Raw genomic sequence first — 22,822 nt, 5'->3', positions numbered from 1 at the left:
GGATAATGACCTGAGATATGAGTAAAAAATGCACTGCCTGGATCGTCTTATGGCGTAAGACTATAACAGCCAAATTAAAGTTGCCATACGCCCGGTGATCCCGTCCCGACGGTAGGAGAAGAAATTGTCGGGTTCACTGACGGTGCAGCGTGAATCTGCACTGACAGACTGGACCCCTGCGGCCTGCAGGCGTTGTCGGGCCAGATGCCAGATATCGGCAAAAAATTTATCTCCGACGGGGCGGAATGCATCCGCCGCACGCGGATCAATGTCCATGAATGCACGACGAACCTCCGCGCCGACTTCAAAAGCATCAGGACCGATCGCCGGCCCCAGCCAGGCATGGATTCTGTCGGGCGGCGCCTGAAACTGCGCCAGCGTATTTTCCAGCACGCCGCCACAAAGCCCACGCCATCCGGCATGTGCAGCGGCCACTTCACGCCCATCGTCAGAACAAAACAGCACGGGCAGGCAGTCAGCGGTCATCACAGCACAAACTACGCCCGGCTCACGCGTCATGCAGGCATCGGCTTGCCGCGGCTGAGGATCCATACCGGCAGAGAGATGTTCAACGTCAGTTGAATGCACCTGATTCAGCCATTGCGGCATCGCGGGCAACGCCGCTAGCGAGACCAGTCGCTTGCGGTTAGCACGAACATGTTCTGCTTTATCACCGACATGGCCCCCGAGATTCAGCGAGCACCAGTTTCCCTCACTGACGCCACCGTGGCGTAATGTCGAGACAGCTCGCACCTGCGCTGGCGCAGGCCATTTTGGGATAATCAGACTCATAACCAGTCCAGTTGATCCTTGAACATCTCTGTGTCGGCTTTCAGCGCGTCAATCAGATCGATCATATCCTGCGGAATGGCCGCATGAAACTCCATCTCAATACCCGAGATAGGATGATAAAGACGGAGCATCGTGGCGTGCAGTGCCTGACGATCAAAACCGCGTAAGGTCGCGATAAATTCTTCAGACGCGCCTTTTGGCGGACGCGGCCGACCACCATAGAGCGGATCGCCCACCAGCGGATGATTAATATGCGACATATGCACGCGAATCTGGTGCGTACGGCCGGTTTCCAGTCGCAGACGAAGCCGCGTATGGGCGCGGAAATGCTCCATAATGCGATAATGGGTCACAGCGGGTTTACCCATTGGATGCACGGACATATGCGTACGTTTCGTCGAGTGACGGCTAATCGGTTCATCCACCGTTCCCCCCGCCGTCATGGTGCCAATGGCCACCGCCTCATATTCACGCGTAATTTCACGACGCTGCAGGGCATCAACTAAATGCGTCTGCGCCGGTACGGTCTTCGCCACCACCATCAAACCGGTGGTGTCTTTATCCAGACGATGGACAATCCCCGCACGCGGAACGTCCACAATGGCGGGATAGTGATGCAGTAGTGCATTCAGTACCGTACCGTCGGGATTTCCCGCCCCAGGATGAACAACCAGGTCACGTGGTTTATTGATGACGATAATATCTTCGTCTTCGTATACGATATCCAGCGGGATGTCCTGGGGTTCCCAGCGCTGCTCCTCTTCGATCTCTGCATCAATCGTGACGCGCTCGCCGCCAAGCACTTTCTCTTTCGGCTTATCAATGACAGTGCCGTTAACACTGACGCGCTGGTTGAGAATCCACTCTTTTATGCGGGAACGTGAATAATCAGGGAACAATTCCGCCAAAGTCTGATCTAAACGTTGTCCGAGTTGTGACTCGGATACCGTTGCGGTGAGTTGAACTTGTTGTGCCATATACAGCTTCTTCGTTAACGTTGGGTTTTACGGCGATGCCGTTTAATATAATGTGCTATCGTACCTGGTCATTACCGGGAGCTATACGGACAGCTTCCGCCATAACATTTTGAGGATAATCACTTCGTCATGACGCGTATGAAATATCTGGTGGCTGCAGCCACACTGAGCCTGGCACTTGTTGGTTGTTCCGGCTCAAATGACGCGGTACCGGACAACCCGCCTTCTGAAATCTATGCTACAGCGCAACAAAAGCTGCAGGACGGTAACTTTAAAGCGGCGATTAAGCAACTGGAAGCGCTGGATAATCGTTACCCGTTCGGTCCCTATTCGCAGCAGGTTCAGTTGGATTTGATCTACGCGTACTATAAAAATGCCGATCTGCCCATGGCGCAGGCGGCGATCAGTCGCTTTATGCGTTTGAATCCTACGCACCCTAATATCGATTACGTCATCTATATGAAAGGTCTGACGGATATGGCGCTGGACGATTCAGCATTGCAGGGCTTTTTTGGCATTGACCGTTCGGACCGTGATCCTACGCATGCGCGCGATGCTTTCCGCGACTTTGCACAGCTGCTGCGCAGTTACCCGAACAGCCAGTATGCCGCTGATGCTTACAAGCGTCAGGTCTTCCTGAAAGATCGTCTGGCTAAATATGAACTCTCGGTGGCGCAATTCTATACCAAGCGCGGGGCTTATGTCGCGGTCGTTAACCGTGTTGAAGGCATGATGCGCGATTATCCTGATACGCAGGCGACCCACGACGCGCTTCCGCTGATGGAAAATGCCTACCGTCAACTGCAGTTGAATGCAGAGGCCGATAAAGTGGCAAAAATTATCGCCGCCAATAACGGTTAATCAGCCTTCCTTTCCCGAAACAAAAAAAGCAGCCCTGAGGCTGCTTTTTTTTGCGCACAGAACAGGCAATATTGACACGTTGCCGCTGAGCTAACCTGTCAACAATGCCTTGTTAATGCCCTGGCTTCAAGCCTTTTCGACCACATTCTCGCCCTTTCTCACAATTTGCCCTGGTTGACAAAAAGTGACATTTTTTTGTGATCAAAATCACACAAATACAGAATTATCGCGCTATGCTGGATCTATTCCGACGGCAATCACAGAGAGGTAAGCATAATGATCGTGAACATTACCAGTAAGCAAATGGAAATTACTCCAGCCATCCGTGAACACGTCGAAGACCGCCTTGCCAAGCTTGAGAAATGGCAAACTGACCTGATTAATCCGCATATCGTCCTGTCGAAAGAGTCCAAAGAGTTTGTGGCGGACGCGACCATCAACACACCAAACGGTACCCTGGTCGCCAGTGCCAAACATGACGACATGTACACCGCTATCAATGATTTGATCGGCAAACTTGAGCGCCAACTCAATAAAGTCCAACACAAACCTGAAGCGCGGCGTGCGGCCAGCAGCGTGAAAGATTTCACGCCAGCAGCCGAAGAGTAGCCTCATCCCCGCTTTTCTGACGCGCCTCCGGGCGCGTTTTTTGTTGACAGCTTTTCGTGAGTACGGTTACTCTCAGGTCAGCTCAATTTTGGAACGCCTCATGAAAATACTGTCGTTTTTCTTCGCTTTCTTTTTTACCTTCCCCTGAACGGGAGGCCATTCGTCGTGTAAAAAGAAAGCGAAGACGAACAACAAAGCCTCCCAATCGGGAGGCTTTTTTATTGGATAGCTTACAGGTGAGCCTTATGACCCCGGACAATCCGCTTCTGGCGCTGCGTGAAAAAATCAGCGCCGTGGACGAAAAACTACTGACGTTACTTGCCGAACGGCGTTTGCTGGCTGTGGAGGTGGCAGAAGCGAAACTCGCCACCCATCGTCCTGTCCGTGATATCGAACGTGAGCGCGCGCTGATCGAACACCTTATTGTGCTGGGCAAAAAGCATCAGTTAGATGCGCATTACATTACCCGTCTGTTTCAGTTAGTCATTGAAGACTCCGTGCTGACACAGCAGGCATTGCTGCAAAAGAACCTGAACCATCCGCATGCACAGGCTGCGCGCATCGCGTTTTTAGGGCCAAAGGGCTCTTATTCTCATCTGGCTGCGCGACAGTATGCTGCCCGCCATTTCGACAGCATGGTGGAATGCGGTTGCCTGAAATTCCACGACATTATTAAACAGGTGGAGAACAACGCGGCAGACTACGCTGTCCTGCCCATCGAAAACACCAGTTCCGGCTCCATCAATGATGTTTATGACCTGCTTCAACAGACCAATTTGTCGATTGTCGGTGAAATGACGTTGCCCATTGAGCACTGCATGCTGGTGAGCGGCCCGAGCGACCTGGAACAAATCGAAACGGTTTACAGCCACCCACAGCCTTTCCAGCAGTCCAGCCACTTTATCAACCGTTTTCCACACTGGAATATTGTTTACACAGAAAGTACCGCCGCCGCGATGGAAAAAGTGGCCGCGCTCAACTCGCCGAAGGTTGCGGCTATCGGCAGTGAGGCTGGAGGTGAGCTTTATCAGTTACGCGTGCTTGAGCGCCATCTGGCTAACCAGCAGCAGAACCATACTCGCTTTATTGTTCTGGCACGCAAACCTATTGATGTCTCCGATCAGATTTCGGCCAAAACCACGCTGATCATGGCAACCGGTCAACAGGCAGGTGCACTGGTTGACGCCCTTTTGGTCCTGCGCCAGCACAATCTCATCATGAGCAAGCTGGAATCCCGTCCAATTAACGGCAATCCCTGGGAAGAAATGTTTTATCTGGATGTGCAGGGTAATTTGCAGTCTGAGAAAATGCAGCAGGCACTGGAAGAACTTCGCGCCATGACGCGTTCACTGAAAGTTCTTGGCTGCTATCCCAGTGAGAATGTGATTCCTGTGGAACCCAAGCAATAGAAATGAAAAAGGCATCCGGTTGGATGCCTTTTGCTTTTAAGGACGGCTGTCGTTAGCCGATCGCAGTAAGCTTCTGCTTTCAACCAAAAAGCGTTTTGCGTGATCGCCAAACCAGGCCTCAACCCGATTGAAGCTGGCGATAAAGGCGTGCTTATCGCCTTGTTCCAGCAAAGCAATCGCTTCGCCAAATCGCTGATAATACCGCTTGATAAGATTCAGGTTATTTTCAGACGACATGATGATATCCGCATAGAGCTGGGGATCCTGAGCAAACAGGCGCCCAACCATTGCCAGCTCCAGCCGGTAGATAGGCGATGACAACGCCAGCAGTTGGTCAAGATTGACGTTCTCTTCCGCCAGATGCAGCCCATAAGCAAACGTCGCAAAATGGCGCAGGGCCTGAATAAAGGCCATGTTCTGATCGTGCTCTTCCGCACCGATACGATGGAGGCGCGCGCCCCAGACCTGGATCTGCTCCAGAAACCACTGGTAGGCTTCCGGTTGTCGCCCATCACACCAGACCACAACCTGCTTGGCCAGGCTGCCGCTGTCAGGCCCAAACATTGGATGCAGACCCAATACTGGCCCGCGATGTGCGGCCAGCATCGCCTGCAAAGGGCGATGTTTAACCGAGGCAAGATCCACCAGAATGCAGTCATCCGGCAAGGGAGGAAGCCGGTTAATCACTGCCTCTGTCAGATGAATAGGGACACTGATCATCACCATACCGGCATCCGCCAGCAATGTATCCGCCTTGTCCCAGTCATCTTTGTCCAGCGTCTTTACCGCATAGCCAGACAACGTCAGCATTTTATTGAACAGGCGCCCCATCTGCCCTTCACCGCCGATAATCACGATTGGGCGAAGCGCAGGACACAATGTTTTAAAACCTTTATCGTTTTCGCTGGCGTAAGATTCACGCATCACTCGGCGTAATACGTCTTCGATCAAGTCCGCAGGAACACCGAGGGCCTCAGCTTCTTTACGACGCGACGCCAGCATTGATGCTTCACGTTCAGGGACATAGACCGGCAAACCATGGCGGCTTTTGACTTCACCCACTTCAGCGACCAGTTCCAGACGTTTTGCCAGCAGATCCAGTAAAGCTTTATCTACCGTATCAATTTGTTCACGTAATGCGTTTAGTTCCGCGACCATTACCTATCAGACCTCGTGTGAAAAACGCGCCGCCAGCGCCCCTTGTAGCTCATGATGCATGCCACGCAGTAAATCTTCGGTAACCTGCCAGTTAATGCAGGCATCCGTGACGGAAACACCGTACTTCATCTCGCTGCGCGGCTGCTCAGAAGACTGGTTGCCTTCATGGATGTGACTTTCCAGCATCAAGCCAATAATTGAGCGGTTACCTTGTTTGATTTGCGCAACGGCAGATTCCGCTACACCGGGCTGACGGCGGTAATCTTTATCGGAGTTACCATGGCTGCAATCTATCATTAAGGCCGGACGGAGTCCCGCTTTTAGCATGGCGGCTTCGCACTGCGCCACATCTTCAGGGCTGTAGTTGGGCGCTTTTCCTCCGCGTAAAATGACGTGGCCATCCGGATTACCCTGCGTTTGCAGCAGGCAGACCTGGCCCGACTGATTGATCCCGACAAACCGGTGAGGCATCGCCGCCGCACGCATGGCATTAATCGCGGTGCCCAGGCTGCCATCAGTCCCGTTTTTGAAGCCAACCGGCATGGAGAGCCCTGACGCCATCTCACGGTGCGTTTGCGATTCCGTTGTACGCGCACCGATCGCCGACCAGCTGAAGAGATCGCCCAGATACTGTGGGCTGTTAGGATCCAGCGCTTCCGTAGCTAAAGGCAGGCCCATGTCGACCAGATTAACCAGCAATTCACGTGCAATATGCAGCCCTGCTTCCATATCAAATGAGTTATCCATGTAAGGATCGTTGATCAACCCCTTCCAGCCAACGGTTGTGCGGGGTTTCTCAAAGTAGACGCGCATAACAAGATAGAGTTGATCACTCACCGTTTCGGAAAGAGTTTTTAAACGACGCGCATAATCAAGAGCGGCTTCTGTGTCATGAATAGAGCAAGGACCGCACACCACTAACAGGCGTGGATCGCGACCGGCAATGATATCGGCAATGGTCTGGCGCGATGCCGCGATTTGCGCCTGCTGCGCAGGGCTTAACGGAAACTTGGTTTTCAGCTCTTCAGGGGTGATCAACACTTGTTCATTCGCAATGTGAACATTGTTTAGCGCGTCTTTTTGCATCTTGCTGTCCTTTACACTCATTTATGCGTTTACAGGATCCTCACAGAGGATGTGGCACTACTGTACCATAACTGATACACGCAACAATGCTGGATGTACACTTTATTTACCACTAACCATAAAATCATTGGCAAAATAAATTAAATACCAATAAAAACATAATATTAATAAAAACAAAAGAACTCAAAAGTCGCTGAATGTGTAAACTTTAATATACATACAAGAATTTTACGTGGCGGTATCGCCTGTTAAGATAAGCGCAATCCCACAGAGAGGCAGAAATATGGTTCAGATCCCACCAACAATCCGGCTACGTCCTTTTCAGTTAAACGATGTCGAGGCATTTACCGCGGCGGTAAATGCCTCACTTGATACCCTTTTGCCCTGGATGAGCTGGGCACACGAAAACTATCAGCCTCATGAGGCCGAAAGCTGGATTCGCTTTACCCACTTACAACGGGCGGTACGAGAATCAGAAGAGTTTGCGATTGTGGATGCGCAGGATCGTCTGTTAGGCGGTGCTGGTTTTCGTTTTGCCAGCGAGCCGGGCGCGTTGTGTTCCCTCGGTTACTGGGTGCGCAGCGATGCACAGCGCCAGGGCGTGGCTACGCAGGCGGTGAAGTTATTACTGGAATTTGGCTTTGCGCGGCCGGATGTGCAGACAATCGAACTGCTGGCGGTGGAGAACAACTATGCCAGCCGGCGAGTGGCAGAAAAAAGCGGTGGGCGCTTTATCGATTACCGTTATGGCTTAATTGTCTTGGACAGCGGGCCAGTAAACGCGGCGATCTATCATTTTCAGCGCCCCTGATGTCAGGTCAGCCGGGCGTTCTCAGAGGCTATAAGCCTCAACATAAGCGATAAGCCAGTCGTCAACGGTCATGCTTTCATTTGTCCGCCAGACAATAACCATGCCGTACTCAATCCGGTCCAGTTCGAATGCGCGTAACTCTCTGTAAAAATGACTATAACCTTTAATAAATCGCCCATCGCAGGATTCCACATCGACGCGTTGGTAAACGACCTTGCCCTCATAGTCAAAATAACTGAAGCCAATCTCTTTCATGTTCAGCCAGGGTATATCCACATCGACTAACGGGATATGCGGCTTAACTGCCGTGGCTTTCTGCTTCTTACGCGCCATTTCCTTTCTGTGTTCACGGCCAGCCCAGACAATGATGAGGTTCAGCGCCACCAGAATCAGGGCCGGACCATATAATCCAATGGCGAGAAACAGGGGAAACAACACGAACACCATGAGGGACCACAGCACGGTCAGAATGCGGCAAAGCCATAGATTGCTGTTGCCTTCCAGCGCATAGCGGGCTGAACGAAATGAGGCGATGGAAAGTAAAAATCCAGAAAGAAAAAAAAGAGCGTCCTTCACAACCTGTCCTTATGATAATGCGCACCTTCCCGGGCAACCCCTCTCATGGGCGAGACGACGAAAATCGGGGAGGCAATATTTATGCAGCCGCTCATGACAGCGTGCTTTTATTTTGCAGTACGGCCCTGTCTTCAACGCGCGAACGGCGGGACACATGTTACCTGAAAACACCGGCAGAGACGCCATCCCTTGCTGACGGGAGTGACCGTGATCGTCCTTCACGCCGGGATTCGTCATCCTAAACGACAATCAGCCCTGTCAGGCCGACAGACCCGGACTGCGGGCTGCATCGGGTAAGTCTTTTCTGTAAAAGCGTTTCTCTGGCAATAAAAAAAGGGGCTGGCATGCTGCCAACCCCTTGTTTGCTATTAACTTTTAGATGTCGCGTTAGCGATACCTTAGCTAAGACGCTCTTTGATACGAGCAGACTTACCAGTACGCTCACGCAGGTAGTACAGTTTGGCTTTACGCACAGCGCCACGACGTTTAACAGCGATGCTGTCAATTACCGGAGAGTGAGTCTGGAAGACACGCTCAACGCCTTCGCCGTTAGAAATTTTGCGAACAGTGAATGCAGAGTGCAGACCGCGGTTACGAATAGCGATAACCACGCCCTCGAATGCCTGCAGACGTTTTTTAGAACCTTCAACGACCCATACTTTCACTTCCACGGTATCACCCGGACGGAAGGAAGGTACGTCCTGTTTCATCTGCTCTTGTTCAATTTGCTTAATAATGTTGCTCATAATTAAATCTCTTATCCTGGGTAAACTGATAGTCAGGGAAGATTACTCTTCCGCATCATCGTTTTGTTGCTGGTGTTCCTGTTGGAACGCCTTAAGCAACCTTGCTTGCTCTTCAGTCAGAGCCAGGTTTTCCAGAAGTTCAGGTCTTCTCAGCCAGGTACGGCCTAGCGACTGTTTCAGGCGCCACTGGCGAATATCGGCATGGTTGCCCGACAGTAATACTGGCGGAACCTCCATCCCTTCTAACACTTCAGGTCGGGTATAGTGTGGACAATCCAGCAATCCCTCCGAGAACGAATCCTCATCGGCTGACGCCTGCTTGCCGAGTACTCCCGGAATGAACCGGGCGACTGCGTCAATCATCGTCATTGCGGGCAGTTCCCCACCGCTGAGAACGTAATCACCGATTGACCATTCTTCATCAATTTCGGTCTGGATTACGCGCTCATCAATCCCTTCATAGCGGCCACAAACAAGAATTAACTTGTCGCGTGACGCCAGTTCGCAAACGCCCTGTTGGTCCAGTTTGCGCCCCTGAGGTGAAAGATATATCACCCTGGCACCCTCTCCCGCCGCTGCTTTCGCTGCGGAGATGGCATCCCGTAAAGGTTGTACCATCATCAGCATTCCCGGTCCGCCACCATAAGGACGATCGTCCACAGTACGGTGCCGGTCGTGCGTGAAGTCACGTGGACTCCAGCTTTGAACGCTGAGCAGGCCATTTTTTACTGCCCGGCCAGTTACCCCGTAATCGGTAATAGCGCGAAACATTTCTGGAAACAGGCTAATTACACCAATCCACATTGTTTTCGCCGTTACGTTACCGTTTGATTCGGAGATCAAAAACCAGGATCCCAATCTACTTCAATAAGGCCAGTAGCGAGATCGACTTTCTTGATAACCTGTTCATCAAGAAACGGAATTAACCGCTCCTGTACACCAAACGCATCTTTCAGGTTTGCCTTCACGACGAGAACGTCGTTCGAACCGGTTTCCATCATATCGATGACTTTACCCAGCTCGTAGCCTTCAACGTTGACCACCTTGCAACCCATCAGGTCTTTCCAGTAGTACTCACCGTTTTCCAGCGCAGGCAGTTGCGTAGAGTCGACCTGAATTTCGCAATTGGTCAACTGTGCCGCCGCATCCCGATCGTCAATGCCTTTGACTTTGATGATCAGGTCCTGATTGTGGTGCTTCCAACTATCCAGTTCCACCTGCTGCCATTTACCGGCGCGCTGGATAAACCAGGGTTGGTAGTCAAAGATGCTTTCAGCGTCTTCAGTGGAGGAAAACACTTTGAGCCAGCCGCGAATGCCGTATGCAGCGCCCATTTTGCCCAATACAATCGGGTTAACAGGTGCCTGTGCGGCAAGTTGTCTGCTCATGCTCACCACCGTGACAGATTAAGCTGCTTTCTTTGCTTCTTTGATCAGCGCGTTAACGCGATCAGAAAGCGTTGCGCCCTGGCCAACCCAGTGCTCGATACGATCCAGATCCAGACGCAGTGCTTCAGCCTGACCAGAAGCGATCGGGTTGAAGAAACCTACGCGCTCGATGAAGCGACCGTTGCGTGCATTGCGGCTGTCAGTAACGACGACCTGATAGAACGGACGCTTTTTAGCGCCGTGACGTGCCAAACGAATTGTTACCATAACATCCTCTTCAGTTAATAAAACACCCGGCCCCCATCGAGGAACGGGGTCCGGGTGCTGTATAAAAAGCCCGAAAATTTTACTCATTTTGGCGCAAAAAGCAACCTAAACTGAGCCATCCCAGGCTTTTTTGTGGAACCCCTTAGCGTCCGGGGAAACCTGGCGGCATCATACCTTTCATGCCGCGCATCATTTTCGCCATTCCGCCCTTCTTCATTTTCTTCATCATCCGCTGCATGTCGTCGAACTGCTTTAATAAGCGGTTAACGTCCTGCACCTGCATACCGGAGCCGGTGGCAATACGGCGCTTACGTGAGCCTTTGATGATTTCTGGTTTTTCGCGCTCTTTGCGCGTCATTGAATTGATGATGGCTTCCATGCGGACCAGCACTTTGTCATCCATCTGCGATTTCACGTTGTCAGGCAGTTGCCCCATGCCCGGCAGCTTGCCCATCAGGCTCGCCATTCCGCCCATGTTGCGCATCTGCTTCAGTTGCTCAAGGAAATCATTGAGATCAAAACCGTCGCCGGTTTTCAGCTTCTTCGCCAGTTTTTCCGCTTGCGCGCGGTCAACTTTGCTCTCGATATCTTCAATAAGCGAGAGGACGTCGCCCATACCAAGGATGCGTGAGGCGATACGGTCCGGATAAAACGCTTCCAGCGCATCGGTCTTCTCGCCCATCCCCATAAACTTGATTGGCTTGCCCGTGATATGGCGAATCGACAGCGCGGCACCGCCGCGCGCGTCACCATCCACTTTCGTCAGGATAACCCCGGTCAGCGGCAGCGCTTCATTAAAGGCCTTCGCGGTATTCGCCGCATCCTGACCGGTCATGGCATCCACGACAAACAGGGTTTCAACCGGATTAATCGCGGCATGAACCTGTTTAATCTCGTCCATCATCGCTTCGTCTACGTGCAGACGACCTGCGGTATCCACCAGCAATACATCGTAAAACTTGAGTTTGGCTTCACGCAGCGCGTTGTTGACGATATCAACAGGCTTCTGGCTCAGATCGGACGGGCAGAAATCCACCCCCACCTGTTGTGCCAGAGTTTCCAGCTGTTTGATCGCCGCCGGGCGATAAACATCCGCAGACACCACCAGCACTTTTTTCTTGTGCTTTTCACGCAGGAATTTACCCAGCTTACCCACACTGGTGGTTTTACCCGCACCCTGCAGGCCCGCCATCAGCACGACAGCCGGCGGCTGCGCGGCCAGATCCAGCGCGTTGTTTTCTGCGCCCATCGCCGCAACCAGTTCATTGCGGACGATTTTGATAAATTCCTGCCCCGGCGTCAGGCTTTTATTGACGTCATGGCCCACCGCGCTTTCTTTTACGCGGTTAATGAAATCCCGCACCACCGGCAGCGCAACGTCAGCTTCCAGCAATGCCATGCGCACTTCGCGCAGCGTGTCTTTGATGTTGTCTTCAGTCAGCCTTCCGCGGCCGCTGATATTGCGCAGGGTTTGCGACAAACGATCGGTTAAATTGTCAAACATTGTCTCTCACTTAAAAAAAATCGCGAGGCGCCATATCGGCAGAATGCGGCGGATTATAACACGAAGCCGAGCCGATCTCTTCAATTCCACCTCAGATCGTTTGGAGCCTGCTTCGCCTGGCGCTATACTGCCCTTTTCCTTTATCTGACTGATGCCTGAAAGGAACTATGTCCGTTTTCGCGATTGTGGCGCTGTTCGCCTACTCCCTGAGTCTTGCACTCATCATCCCCAGCCTGTTGAAACGTCAAAGCGGCTGGCGTCGGTTAGCTGTGTTGTCGGCCTGTGTGGCGCTTGTCACCCACGCCGTCGCCCTGCAGCAACGAATTTTCGCTGTCGATGGCGGGCAAAACCTCAGCCTGCTGAATATTGGTTCGCTGGTCAGCCTGCTGATCTGTGCCATTATGACCATTGTTGCCTCACGGAATCGTGGCTGGTTACTGCTGCCGATTGTCTACAGCTTTGCCTTAATTAACCTGGCTTTTGCCACATTTGTACCGAACGCATTCATTACCCATCTTGAAACAACGCCAGGCATTATGATCCACATTGGCCTGTCGCTGTTTGCCTATGCCACGCTGATTATTGCGGCGTTGTATGCGTTACAGCTGGCATGGATTGACTACCAGTTGAAAAACAAAAAGCTGGCCTTCACGCAGGATATGCCACCGCTGCTGACCATTGAACGGAAGATGTTCCACATCACCCAGGTCGGCGTGGTGTTACTGACGCTGGTGCTGTGTACAGGCCTGTTCTATATGCACGATCTGTTCAGCGCCGAGAACGTGGATAAAGCCGTGCTGTCCATTATTGCCTGGTTTGTCTACATCGTTTTGCTCTGGGGCCACTATCATGAAGGCTGGCGCGGTCGCCGTGTGGTGTGGTTCAACTGCAGCGGCGCTGTGCTGCTGACGATGGCTTATTTCGGCAGTCGCGTGCTTCAGCATCTGCTTATTCACAGTTCTTAATCAAAAGGAAGTTTTGCGGTGGAACATGTTTCGACCACGACCCTGATTGTCACGCTCATCATCATGGTGTTGGTTTCAGCCTACTTTTCGGGTTCTGAGACCGGCATGATGACGCTCAATCGGTATAAATTGCGTCATCAGGCAAAAAATGGTCACCGCGCCGCCCGCCGCGTTGAAAAGTTGTTAAAGCGTCCCGATCGCCTTATCAGCCTGGTGCTCATCGGGAATAACCTGGTCAATATCCTTGCGTCCGCCATTGGCACCATTGTGGGAATGCGCCTGTATGGTGACGCCGGTGTGGCGATTGCGACGGGTGTTCTGACCTTTGTCGTGCTGGTTTTTGCCGAGGTGCTCCCTAAAACCGTTGCTGCACTTTATCCAGAAAAAGTCGCCTATCCCAGTAGCTTTCTGCTGGGTCCGCTGCAGTACGTTATGCTGCCGCTGGTCTGGTTACTGAATACCATTACGCGTCTACTGATGCGTCTTGTCGGCATTCGGGCAGAAGGGGCTATCAGTTCCGCGTTAAGTAAAGAGGAACTGCGCACTATCGTTTATGAATCACGTACGCACATGTCCCGACGCAACCAGGACATGTTGCTGTCCGTACTGGACCTGGAAAAGGTCAGCGTGGACGATATTATGGTGCCACGCAATGAAATCGTCGGCATCAATATCAATGACGACTGGAAATCCGTGATTCGTCAGCTCAGCCACTCACCGCACGGTCGTATTGTACTGTTCCGCGACTCACTGGATGACTGCGTTGGCATGCTGCGCGTGCGTGAAGCCTGGCGCATGATGACGGAGAAAAAAGAGTTCACTAAAGAGATGTTGCTGCGTGCCGCTGATGAAATTTACTACATCCCGGAAGGCACTCCGCTTAATACACAGTTGGTGAAGTTTCAGCGCAACAAGAAAAAGACCGGTCTGGTCGTTGATGAATATGGCGATATTAAAGGGTTAATCTCTATCGAGGATATTCTGGAAGAAATTGTCGGGGACTTCACTACCTCGATGTCGCCGTCGCTGGCCGAAGAGGTCATGCCGCAAAACGATGGCTCGGTGCTCATTGAAGGCAGCGCCAATATTCGTGAGATCAACAAAGCTTTCAACTGGCAGTTACCCGAGCAGGAAGCGCGCACGATTAACGGCATGCTGCTGGAGGCGCTGGAAGAGATCCCCACCGTTAATACGCGAGTCCGGGTGAATCATTACGACGTCGATATCCTGGATGTGCAGGATAATATGATTAAGCAGGTGCGCATTACGCCACAGACGCCGCTTAAACAGTCTGTAGGCTCCTGAGCAGAATAAAGCCGCCTTTTAGGGCGGCTTTTTATTGGCCTGGCTCCGGCTTTTTGCATAAACGGCGAGCCGTAACCCAATAAAAAACGCCGCGTATGCGCGGCGTTTTTGTGAGAACAGCCCAGACTAGATGTGCAGCTCTTTTAGCTTTTCAGCAGGCAGTTTCAGATCGTCATTGTGGTTAACGCCGATCTCCTGTGCCAGCACATTACGGGCAATTTGCTGCGCTTCATCCAGCGAATGCAGCTTGTAACTTCCACACTGGTATTCATTCAGCTCAGGAATCTGGTTCTGATCTTTCACTTTCAGCACATCTTCCATCGCGCCTTTCCAGGCCTGTGCCACACGTTGCTCATCTGGCGCACCAATCAGGCTCATGTAGAAGCCGGTACGGCAACCCATAGGTGAAATATCGACAATTTCTACGCCATCACCGTTGAGGTGGTTACGCATAAAACCTGCAAACAGATGCTCAAGCGTATGGATGCCACGTTCAGTCAGAATATCGATATTGGGGCGACAAAAACGCAGATCGAAAACGGTAATCGTATCGCCATGCGGCGTCTTCATGGTTTTTGCAACACGCACGGCGGGCGCGGCCATGATGGTATGATCTACAGTAAAACTATCCAGTAATGGCATACGTCACCTCTTAGTCTGAAAAATTTTTTATGAACGATGAAACTTTTCCGATCGCCCAGCGTCTGAATATATGAAAGACGCGCATTTGTTATCATCCATCCCTGACAACAGAGATGTTAATTTGGCCACAGTGATGTGGCCTTTTTCTTTTCTACCCTTCCCGGCTGGCCAGATAGGTTTCAAAATCCAGCGTATCACTCGCTTCGAGCTGCTGTTGCGCCGCAACAGATGCCTGCGCCTGTTGCGCAAAGTCTTCTGGCTTTAACACTTCCAGCGGCTCATTAACCAGCAGCTGACGATACTGTTCCGCCAGCATAATCCCCGTGCCCGTTACGCCGTGTTCTTTCATGGCATTCAGAATACGTGCCGAATAGGTTAGCTCAGGATCGTCAAAGGATGCTACCAGTTCATCGCAGACCTGCTGATATTCAGTGGTGCCCTGATTACTGTCCAGCGCTTCTGCGACGCGGCGCAGGTCGGCGAACAAGGTTTTGCCCACCTCGCGCAGTGAATATTCCGCCTCACCACATCCTACCGCAATCTTCAGGTCAGGCTTACGTCCTTCCAGCACTACGCGGTTCCAGTTCTGCCGGCTACATTGTAATTCATCAGCGCTCATTTCAGGCGCGTCTGCCAGCGTGCACCAGATCAGGAACAGATCGAGGAAGCGGACCTGATTCTCATCCACACCAACAGGTGAGAAGGGATTAATGTCCATGGAACGCACTTCAATGTACTCAATACCACCCCGTAACAGCGCATCTGATGGAGCTTCTCCGGAACGGGTAACGCGTTTCGGACGAATCGGCGCATAGAGTTCATTTTCAATCTGCAATACGTTGGTATTCAGCTGTAACCAGTTGCCCTCAGCATCCCGGGTGCCCATCTTCACAAAGTCTTCTGAAGGCGTTTTAATCGCTTTTTTCAGTGCGCTGACGTAACCCTCAAGGGAATTAAAGGTAATGCCCAATGCGCTTTGTGACTTGTTGGTGTAACCCAGGTCGCTCAGACGTAACGATGTCGCGTAAGGCAGCCACAGCGTGCCTTTGTCATCGTGTTTAAACGGCAGTGCGCTTTCTTTGCCCTGCAGGAAGCTGGAGCAGATAGCGGGCGATGCGCCAAACAAATAAGGAATGACCCAGCCAAAGCGATAATAGTTACGAATCAGGCGCAGATAGCCCGCAGAAATCGTCTCTTTACCACTTTCGTAATCTTTTACGTCTGCCCATGCCTGCCAGAACGACAGCGGCAGAGAGAAATTATAGTGAATGCCGGAGATGGTTTGCATCAGCGCACCATAGCGGTTTTTAAGCCCCTGGCGATACAGCGTTTTCATCCGACCAATATTCGATGTGCCATACTGCGCCAGCGTAATCTTATTGGCGTCCTCAATCAGGCAAGGCATGCTGAAAGGCCACATGCGTTCGTCACCGAGCTCATCCGCAACATGGCGGTGGACATCGCGCAAAAACGCCAGCATATGCTCAATGCTGTGATCGACTGGGGTAATGAACTCTAACAGCGTCTCAGCAAAGTCAGTGGTGATCCAGTCATGCTTAAGCGCCGATCCGAGCGACGCAGGATGCGCAGTCGTTGCAAGATGTCCATCCGGCTGCACGCGCAACGTTTCACGTTCGATGCCACGACCAATGCCTTTTAATGCATCAGGATGCGCCTCCAGCCAGGATAACGCTTTTGATACGTCGGGGATCACATTAACCTCCGGCTGTGTGAATAATTTATTTTTGTTCAGCATAGTGTTAACCCTAGCCCCGAATCTGTACGAATCAATGCCACCATTCCATGCCCTGTAATGTGGCGGTCGCAATAACGATGTAACGCAGAGTTTTGCCAATCGCCAGAAACAGCACAGTAGGTAGCCAGGCAAAACGCAACCAGCCTGCAAGCACGCAGAGCAAATCACCCACTACCGGCAACCAACTCAATAACAAAGCCGCCGGCCCAAGCCGCTGCAACCATGCCATTGCTGTTTCATGCCATCGCCCCTGACGTTTTAACGGCAATAAGCGACCCAAAATTATGTTGGTCAAGCCACCCAGGGTATTCCCTAACGATGCGACTCCAATCAACCCGTAAACTGATGCGCTTTTCGCGATCAGCAATGCAACCAACAGCGCCTCTGAGCTACCCGGAAGTAGCGTCGCACTAAGAAAGCTGCTGCTCAATAAAGACAGATATGCCAGCGTCTCGCTCACAGCAGACGGACATCAACCACGGCCATACCTGCGGCTTTCGCTGCCTGTACGCCAAAATCTGCGTCTTCAAATACTACACAACGCGCCGGTTCAACGCCCAGTAATGCCGCACAGCGCAGGAACGTCTCGGGCTCCGGTTTGTGATGCTCGACGTCATCCGCCCCAACCACCGCCGAGAAGAGATCTCTGACACCCAGATGATTAAGAAGTGCATCTGCCATGGCGTGCTGGCTACCGGTGCCAACAGCCAGTGGTCGACGTCCGTGATAAGCCTTAACGACGTCCATTAACGGAAGCGGCTGGACATTTTCCAGCAGCATCGCTTTCACTGCCGCCGTTTTTTCTGCGGCAAGCAGATAAGGATCGTGATCGGCGTTATTAGTTTCGACAATTAGCTGCGCCAGCCGCCATGATGGCGCACCATTGAAATCCATCATGCGCGCTTCATCAAACGTTAAGCCATAACGCGTCAGCACCTGACGCCACGCTTTTCGATGTGTCGGTTCTGTATCAAGAATAGTCCCGTCCATATCGAAAATCAGGGCGTCGTATTGATCGTAGATTGTCACAGAGGACCTCCAACAAATGAGCCACTACTTTAGCTGAATGTGCGTAGGTTGTCGCCAGGCGGGATGAACAGCAAATGCTTTGAAAGCATTAGCTATTTTAGTTTTCAGATAAAGGTGATCGTGATGGAAAGCCTGTAACCCTTCGAATTTCCAATGGTTTTAGCAGGAAAGCAGAACGTAAGCATTATGTTAAGAAAGCCGAAGTGCCTGCCATCCGGGACAGAAAGTTTACGTCGCGGTAAACACGATATTCCTTACAAAATCAGCCTGATCGAGAGGAATTCAATACTATGTTTATGACTAAAACAGTTAAGTTGGCGTTCTGGATTGCGACGGTAAGGCTGGATGTTACGCACCTGCTGCACCAGGAAGGCGTTGAATGAAATACACGACGCCAATCCTTGCTTTTGCGTTTAGCACGCGTGGCGAGGTTGTGTGGACTGTCAGGTGGAGCGCAGAGAGAAGGCGTTTGAAGATTAATCGCGATACACCGGGAGGATGATTCGGCTAGCGCCTTACCCTTCGGGCCGTTGCTGTCGCAACGTTATCCTCTCTGGTTCTGACTGACAGACTGAATGGCTTACAGACCAGGAACACATGTTCGTCCTGAAAAGTATGGTGCATCCGGGAGGATTCGAACCTCCGACCGCTCGGTTCGTAGCCGAGTACTCTATCCAGCTGAGCTACGGATGCATTTAGAAAGCTTTATGGGACGGCAGAAGCCAGTCTGGGGATAATACGAAGAATGGTGCGTCCGGGAGGATGATTCGGCTCGCGCCTTACCCTTCTGTCCGTTGCTGACGCAATGCTGGTTCTGACTGACAGACTGATTGGCTTACAGACCAGGAACACACGTCCACACCGAAAAGTATGGTGCATCCGGGAGGATTCGAACCTCCGACCGCTCGGTTCGTAGCCGAGTACTCTATCCAGCTGAGCTACGGATGCATTTAGAAATCTTTTATGGAACGGCAGAAATCAACCTGGGGATAATACGAAGAATGGTGTATCCGGGAGGATGATTCGGCTCGCGCCTTACCCTTCGGGCTATTGCTGTCGCAACGTTATCCTCCCTGGTTCTGACTGACAGATTAAATGTCTTACAGACCAGGAACACACGTCCATACTGGAAAGTATGGTGCATCCGGGAGGATTCGAACCTCCGACCGCTCGGTTCGTAGCCGAGTACTCTATCCAGCTGAGCTACGGATGCATTATGAAATTCTTGTACAACGCAGGGTGCTAACGACTCACCATGAAGGAATTGCTAATTCACTTTACAACTCTGTTCCGATACCGTTCTCTGCTGGCGTGTAGCCTTGCATCAACGTGTCCATATTCAACGATATGGTGCATCCGGGAGGATTCGAACCTCCGACCGCTCGGTTCGTAGCCGAGTACTCTATCCAGCTGAGCTACGGATGCATCGGAAATGGCGGTGAGGGAGGGATTCGAACCCTCGATACAGCTTTTGACCGTATACTCCCTTAGCAGGGGAGCGCCTTCAGCCTCTCGGCCACCTCACCTTACGCGTTCTTCCGAACTGTGCTTCTGAACTTTGTTTCCGCTCATCGGCACTGCGTGGCGCACATATTACTTTCCCGGACTTATAAGTCAAACAATTTTTCGGAAGGTTTTTTCTGTTTGCACAAATGACAGGCAATTGGAACAAAATGACGGCAAAAAGGGTGAATAATCAACAATGAAAGATGATGAAGTTAACAAAAATGAGCGATAAACAGAAAAAAGGAAATTAAGCGGCGGGAGGAAAAAGGGGAGCGTCTCGCACAGGTGCGAGACGCAGAATCTGTCAGACGTTAGTTTGTTGCGTTTTTTCGGCCTGGATGCGCTGGTAAATCTCTTCGCGATGCACAGACACTTCTTTGGGTGCGTTAACACCAATACGGACCTGGTTACCTTTGACGCCCAGCACCGTTACAGTCACCTCATCGCCAATCATGAGGGTTTCACCAACTCGACGAGTTAGAATAAGCATTCTTTGCTCCTTGAAAGATTAAAAGAGTCGGGCTCATACAGCTTCCCGGCGTTATCCATCACTTAACGCTGTACACAGGTTATGAGAAATACACCATTGCACATCAACGCGCCAATACATTCTGCTGATAAATAGTTTAGCCGAAATACGCTACATCAACCCGACTTTGTCACTAGCAAATTTAACACCGTATTAAAAAGCGCCGGAACATCAGTTCTGACGCTTGCTACGATGAATTATTTTATTTCATCACAGACGGCTCGAAACCCATCCTTCAACACCTGCCAGCGCACCTTTCAGTGCCGTAGCATCACTGCCACCTGCCTGCGCCATATCAGGTCGACCACCGCCTTTCCCGCCCACTTTCGGGGCAAGTTCAGCAATCAGCTCTCCCGCTTTTATGCGGTCGGTAAGATCTTTTGTTACGCCAGCAATCAATGACACTTTGCCCTCAGCGACAGTGGCCAGAACAATGATGGCTGAACCCAGCTGATTTTTAAGATCATCAACCATAGTGCGCAACATTTTCGGATCGGTGTTACTGAGCTCTGTCACCAGCAGCTTCGCGCCTTTCACATCAATGGCGTTGTTGCCAAGCTGGGCACTTTCCTGCGCCGCCTGCTGATCGCGCAACTGCTGTAATTCTTTTTCCAGCAACCGCACGTGATCAACCAACCCACGCACTTTGTCGTTCAGGTTACTGCTGTTGGCTTTCACCAACTGAGCAATGTCCTGTAACTGACTGCTCTGGGCATAAACCTGCGCCAGTGCTGCTTCACCCGTGACCGCTTCAATGCGGCGAATACCGGCTGCGCTACCCGATTCAGCCTGAATACGGAACAGACCAATATCCCCCGTACGTGCAGCGTGCGTACCACCACAGAGTTCAACAGAGAAATCGCCCATGGTCAGTACACGCACGCGTTGGTCATATTTCTCGCCAAACAGCGCCATTGCGCCTTTCGCCTTCGCCGCCTCAAGATCCATCACGTCGGTTTCTACCGGTAAGTTGCGACGGATTTGCGCGTTCACAATGTCTTCGACCTGACGAATCTCCTGAGGTTTCATGGCCTCAAAATGAGAGAAGTCAAAACGCAGGTATTTATCGTTAACCAGAGAGCCTTTCTGTGCGACGTGCTCACCCAGCACCTGACGCAATGCAGCGTGCATTAAGTGCGTTGCGGAGTGATTCAGACGGATACGTGCACGACGTGCTTCATCAACCACCGCCTCCACGCGGTCGCCAATGCGCAGTTGACCGCTGCTCACTTTGCCAATATGCCCAATTGCCTGGCCATATTTCTGCGTATCCTGAACCTGGAATTCAACGTTATTGCCTTTCAGCACACCGGTATCGCCAACCTGACCACCCGACTCGCCATAGAAAGGCGTTTCATCCAGCACTACCACCGCATCCTGGCCTGCCGAAACGGTGTCAACCGCTTCACCTGCGACGAACAGCCCTTTCACCGTCGCGGCCAGGTCCAGTTGGTCATAGCCTTTAAAGGATGAGGCCGCATCTGTGCGGATGACATTGCTGTAGTCAGCGCCGAAGCCGCTGGCTTCACGGGCCCGTTGACGCTGTTGTTCCATGGCTTTTTCAAAACCGGCTTCGTCAATTTTGAGATTACGCTCACGGCAGACATCGGCCGTTAAATCGGCAGGAAAACCAAAGGTATCGTACAAACGGAAGACAGTTTCACCATCCAGCGTATCGCCTTTCAGTTTAGCCAGTTCGTCATCAAGCAGGGCCAGGCCACGCTCCAGCGTTTTCGCAAACTGCTCTTCTTCGCTCTTCAGAACATTTTCAACCTGAGCCTGTTGGCGCTGCAGCTCTTCGCCAGCCGCCCCCATCACCTCAATCAGTGGCGCAACCAGTTTGTAGAAGAACGCCTCTTTCGCACCCAACATGTTGCCGTGACGCACTGCACGACGAATGATACGGCGCAGAACATAACCGCGGTTTTCGTTCGACGGGATCACGCCATCCGCAATCAGGAATGCACAGGAGCGGATATGATCGGCAATAACGCGCAACGACTTATTGCTCAGATCGGTCGCACCAGTGACCTCAGCAACCGCGTTAATCAGCTTCTGGAACAGATCGATTTCATAGTTGGAATTCACATGTTGCAGGACCGCCGTGATGCGTTCCAGCCCCATTCCGGTATCTACCGACGGCTTAGGTAATGGCAGCATGGTGCCATCCGCCTGACGGTTAAACTGCATGAAGACGATGTTCCAGATTTCGATGTAACGATCGCCGTCCTCTTCAGGACTGCCTGGCGGCCCGCCCCAGATATGATCGCCATGATCGTAGAAAATCTCGGTGCAGGGACCACAAGGACCCGTGTCCCCCATCTGCCAGAAGTTATCTGACGCGTAAGCACTGCCTTTGTTGTCGCCAATACGGATAATACGTTCGCGCGGAACACCAATATCATTGGCCCAGATGTCGAACGCTTCGTCATCGGTTTCATAGACAGTAACCCAAAGGCGCTCTTTCGGCAGCCTGAACCATTGGTCGCCGGTCAGCAGTTCCCAGGCATAGGCAATGGCTTCTTTTTTGAAATAGTCGCCGAAGCTGAAGTTGCCCAGCATTTCAAAAAAGGTGTGATGGCGTGCGGTGTAACCGACGTTTTCAAGGTCGTTATGCTTCCCGCCCGCACGAACGCAACGCTGCGACGTGGTGGCGCGGGTATAGTCACGCTTGTCCTGACCGAGAAACACATCTTTAAACTGGTTCATTCCGGCGTTAGTAAACAGTAACGTCGGATCGTTGTTCGGTACCAGGGAGCTGCTTGCTACAACCTGATGTCCCTTACTATTGAAAAAGTCGAGAAACGCTTGACGGATCTCAGCAGTGCTCTTGCTCATATATATCCTGGAATCACGCTAACGAAAGGTCCTTCTTTATCAGGCGTACCGCGTTATCACGGCAGCAA

At 51.8% G+C, this 22,822-nt stretch carries 23 protein-coding genes, 5 tRNA genes and 1 other annotated feature; of the genes, 7 read left to right on the top strand and 21 right to left on the bottom strand.

Features of this window, described 5'->3' with window-relative positions; genetic code table 11:
- Positions 1 to 60 precede the first annotated feature (60 nt).
- Together yfiH and rluD are read right to left on the bottom strand one after the other, a co-directional pair.
- Complete coding sequence (yfiH, locus tag GC090_RS04855; RefSeq protein ID WP_324020977.1) at positions 61 to 792, bottom strand: purine nucleoside phosphorylase YfiH; 732 nt, start codon at positions 790 to 792, stop codon at positions 61 to 63.
- A complete protein-coding gene (gene rluD / locus GC090_RS04850; protein ID WP_006120699.1) occupies positions 789 to 1,769 on the bottom strand; it encodes a 23S rRNA pseudouridine(1911/1915/1917) synthase RluD in 981 nt (326 codons plus the stop codon). Before rluD ends, yfiH begins: the two co-directional genes overlap by 4 nt.
- A 129-nt stretch (positions 1,770 to 1,898) precedes the next feature.
- On the opposite strand from rluD, the gene bamD reads away from it, so the two are divergent.
- The 4 genes from bamD to pheA all read left to right on the top strand — a co-directional run bounded on the left by bamD (position 1,899) and on the right by pheA (position 4,648).
- Positions 1,899 to 2,630 carry an outer membrane protein assembly factor BamD gene (bamD, locus tag GC090_RS04845; protein WP_006120700.1) on the top strand — a complete coding sequence of 244 codons (732 nt, stop codon included), beginning with the start codon at positions 1,899 to 1,901 and terminating at the stop codon, positions 2,628 to 2,630.
- Between the two features lie 276 nt (positions 2,631 to 2,906).
- Entirely contained in the window at positions 2,907 to 3,239 is a 333-nt protein-coding gene (gene raiA, locus GC090_RS04840; RefSeq protein ID WP_006120701.1) for a ribosome-associated translation inhibitor RaiA, read from the top strand.
- Between the two features lie 99 nt (positions 3,240 to 3,338).
- Positions 3,339 to 3,462, top strand: a sequence feature (Phe leader region).
- The gene (locus tag GC090_RS04835; RefSeq protein WP_193750318.1) at positions 3,340 to 3,387 is read left to right on the top strand and encodes a hypothetical protein; all 48 of its coding nucleotides are present in this window, start codon (positions 3,340 to 3,342) and stop codon (positions 3,385 to 3,387) included. Its footprint overlaps the feature before it by 48 nt.
- Before the next feature lie 22 nt (positions 3,463 to 3,484).
- Positions 3,485 to 4,648, top strand: a complete 1,164-nt coding sequence (gene pheA / locus GC090_RS04830) for a bifunctional chorismate mutase/prephenate dehydratase (RefSeq protein WP_033739505.1) — start codon at positions 3,485 to 3,487, stop codon at positions 4,646 to 4,648.
- 36 nt (positions 4,649 to 4,684) lie between these two features.
- On the opposite strand, the gene tyrA is transcribed toward pheA, so the two are convergent.
- Both tyrA and GC090_RS04820 read right to left on the bottom strand, forming a co-directional pair.
- The gene (tyrA, locus tag GC090_RS04825; protein ID WP_006120703.1) at positions 4,685 to 5,806 is read right to left on the bottom strand and encodes a bifunctional chorismate mutase/prephenate dehydrogenase; all 1,122 of its coding nucleotides are present in this window, start codon (positions 5,804 to 5,806) and stop codon (positions 4,685 to 4,687) included.
- 6 nt (positions 5,807 to 5,812) lie between these two features.
- On the bottom strand, positions 5,813 to 6,892 hold the full coding sequence (locus tag GC090_RS04820) for a 3-deoxy-7-phosphoheptulonate synthase (protein ID WP_033739508.1): 1,080 nt from the start codon (positions 6,890 to 6,892) through the stop codon (positions 5,813 to 5,815).
- Between the two features lie 283 nt (positions 6,893 to 7,175).
- Here GC090_RS04820 and GC090_RS04815 point away from each other — a divergent pair, with 283 nt between their 5' ends.
- Positions 7,176 to 7,703 (top strand): GNAT family N-acetyltransferase, encoded by a 528-nt coding sequence (locus GC090_RS04815; RefSeq protein ID WP_033739509.1) that lies wholly within the window; start codon positions 7,176 to 7,178, stop codon positions 7,701 to 7,703.
- Positions 7,704 to 7,724: 21 nt separating this feature from the next.
- Here the strand turns inward: GC090_RS04815 and GC090_RS04810 are convergent, their stop codons facing one another.
- From GC090_RS04810 to ffh, 6 genes are all read right to left on the bottom strand, one after another.
- A complete protein-coding gene (locus tag GC090_RS04810; RefSeq protein WP_324020974.1) occupies positions 7,725 to 8,279 on the bottom strand; it encodes a hypothetical protein in 555 nt (184 codons plus the stop codon).
- Between the two features lie 398 nt (positions 8,280 to 8,677).
- Entirely contained in the window at positions 8,678 to 9,025 is a 348-nt protein-coding gene (rplS, locus tag GC090_RS04805; RefSeq protein ID WP_006120707.1) for a 50S ribosomal protein L19, read from the bottom strand.
- A gap of 42 nt (positions 9,026 to 9,067) precedes the next feature.
- Positions 9,068 to 9,829, bottom strand: coding sequence for a tRNA (guanosine(37)-N1)-methyltransferase TrmD (gene trmD / locus GC090_RS04800; RefSeq protein ID WP_050504850.1), 762 nt, complete (start codon positions 9,827 to 9,829; stop codon positions 9,068 to 9,070).
- A 35-nt stretch (positions 9,830 to 9,864) separates the two neighbouring features.
- Positions 9,865 to 10,413, bottom strand: a complete 549-nt coding sequence (gene rimM / locus GC090_RS04795; protein ID WP_006120709.1) for a ribosome maturation factor RimM — start codon at positions 10,411 to 10,413, stop codon at positions 9,865 to 9,867.
- A gap of 18 nt (positions 10,414 to 10,431) precedes the next feature.
- Positions 10,432 to 10,680 (bottom strand): 30S ribosomal protein S16, encoded by a 249-nt coding sequence (gene rpsP / locus GC090_RS04790; RefSeq protein WP_033739514.1) that lies wholly within the window; start codon positions 10,678 to 10,680, stop codon positions 10,432 to 10,434.
- Positions 10,681 to 10,822: 142 nt separating this feature from the next.
- The gene (ffh, locus tag GC090_RS04785) at positions 10,823 to 12,184 is read right to left on the bottom strand and encodes a signal recognition particle protein (RefSeq protein WP_006120711.1); all 1,362 of its coding nucleotides are present in this window, start codon (positions 12,182 to 12,184) and stop codon (positions 10,823 to 10,825) included.
- A gap of 167 nt (positions 12,185 to 12,351) precedes the next feature.
- Here ffh and GC090_RS04780 point away from each other — a divergent pair, with 167 nt between their 5' ends.
- Positions 12,352 to 13,149: a cytochrome C assembly family protein gene (locus GC090_RS04780; RefSeq protein WP_006120712.1), complete on the top strand. Its 798-nt coding sequence runs from the start codon at positions 12,352 to 12,354 to the stop codon at positions 13,147 to 13,149.
- 18 nt (positions 13,150 to 13,167) lie between these two features.
- Entirely contained in the window at positions 13,168 to 14,454 is a 1,287-nt protein-coding gene (locus GC090_RS04775; protein ID WP_033739517.1) for an HlyC/CorC family transporter, read from the top strand.
- Between the two features lie 126 nt (positions 14,455 to 14,580).
- Here the strand turns inward: GC090_RS04775 and luxS are convergent, their stop codons facing one another.
- From luxS to alaS, 11 genes are all read right to left on the bottom strand, one after another.
- The gene (luxS, locus tag GC090_RS04770; protein ID WP_006120714.1) at positions 14,581 to 15,096 is read right to left on the bottom strand and encodes an S-ribosylhomocysteine lyase; all 516 of its coding nucleotides are present in this window, start codon (positions 15,094 to 15,096) and stop codon (positions 14,581 to 14,583) included.
- A 151-nt stretch (positions 15,097 to 15,247) separates the two neighbouring features.
- The gene (gene gshA, locus GC090_RS04765; RefSeq protein ID WP_033739518.1) at positions 15,248 to 16,852 is read right to left on the bottom strand and encodes a glutamate--cysteine ligase; all 1,605 of its coding nucleotides are present in this window, start codon (positions 16,850 to 16,852) and stop codon (positions 15,248 to 15,250) included.
- 31 nt (positions 16,853 to 16,883) lie between these two features.
- Positions 16,884 to 17,312, bottom strand: a complete 429-nt coding sequence (locus tag GC090_RS04760; protein ID WP_006120716.1) for a YqaA family protein — start codon at positions 17,310 to 17,312, stop codon at positions 16,884 to 16,886.
- A complete protein-coding gene (yqaB, locus tag GC090_RS04755) occupies positions 17,309 to 17,875 on the bottom strand; it encodes a fructose-1-phosphate/6-phosphogluconate phosphatase (RefSeq protein ID WP_044242548.1) in 567 nt (188 codons plus the stop codon). Before yqaB ends, GC090_RS04760 begins: the two co-directional genes overlap by 4 nt.
- A gap of 622 nt (positions 17,876 to 18,497) precedes the next feature.
- A tRNA-Arg gene (locus GC090_RS04750) sits at positions 18,498 to 18,574 on the bottom strand.
- Between the two features lie 178 nt (positions 18,575 to 18,752).
- Positions 18,753 to 18,829, bottom strand: a tRNA-Arg gene (locus GC090_RS04745).
- Between the two features lie 188 nt (positions 18,830 to 19,017).
- Positions 19,018 to 19,094 (bottom strand) — tRNA-Arg (locus tag GC090_RS04740).
- A 135-nt stretch (positions 19,095 to 19,229) separates the two neighbouring features.
- Positions 19,230 to 19,306, bottom strand: a tRNA-Arg gene (locus GC090_RS04735).
- 8 nt (positions 19,307 to 19,314) lie between these two features.
- Positions 19,315 to 19,407: transfer RNA gene (locus tag GC090_RS04730), tRNA-Ser, on the bottom strand.
- A gap of 284 nt (positions 19,408 to 19,691) precedes the next feature.
- Complete coding sequence (csrA, locus tag GC090_RS04725) at positions 19,692 to 19,877, bottom strand: carbon storage regulator CsrA (protein ID WP_006120718.1); 186 nt, start codon at positions 19,875 to 19,877, stop codon at positions 19,692 to 19,694.
- Positions 19,878 to 20,126: 249 nt separating this feature from the next.
- Positions 20,127 to 22,754, bottom strand: coding sequence for an alanine--tRNA ligase (gene alaS, locus GC090_RS04720; RefSeq protein ID WP_324020969.1), 2,628 nt, complete (start codon positions 22,752 to 22,754; stop codon positions 20,127 to 20,129).
- Between the last annotated feature and the right edge of the window lie 68 nt (positions 22,755 to 22,822).

It is taken from the genome of Pantoea sp. JZ29 (genome assembly GCF_035190385.1).
Classification (GTDB): Bacteria; Pseudomonadota; Gammaproteobacteria; order Enterobacterales; family Enterobacteriaceae; genus Pantoea; species Pantoea stewartii.
This window is presented reverse-complemented; position numbering and strand designations above follow the sequence as displayed.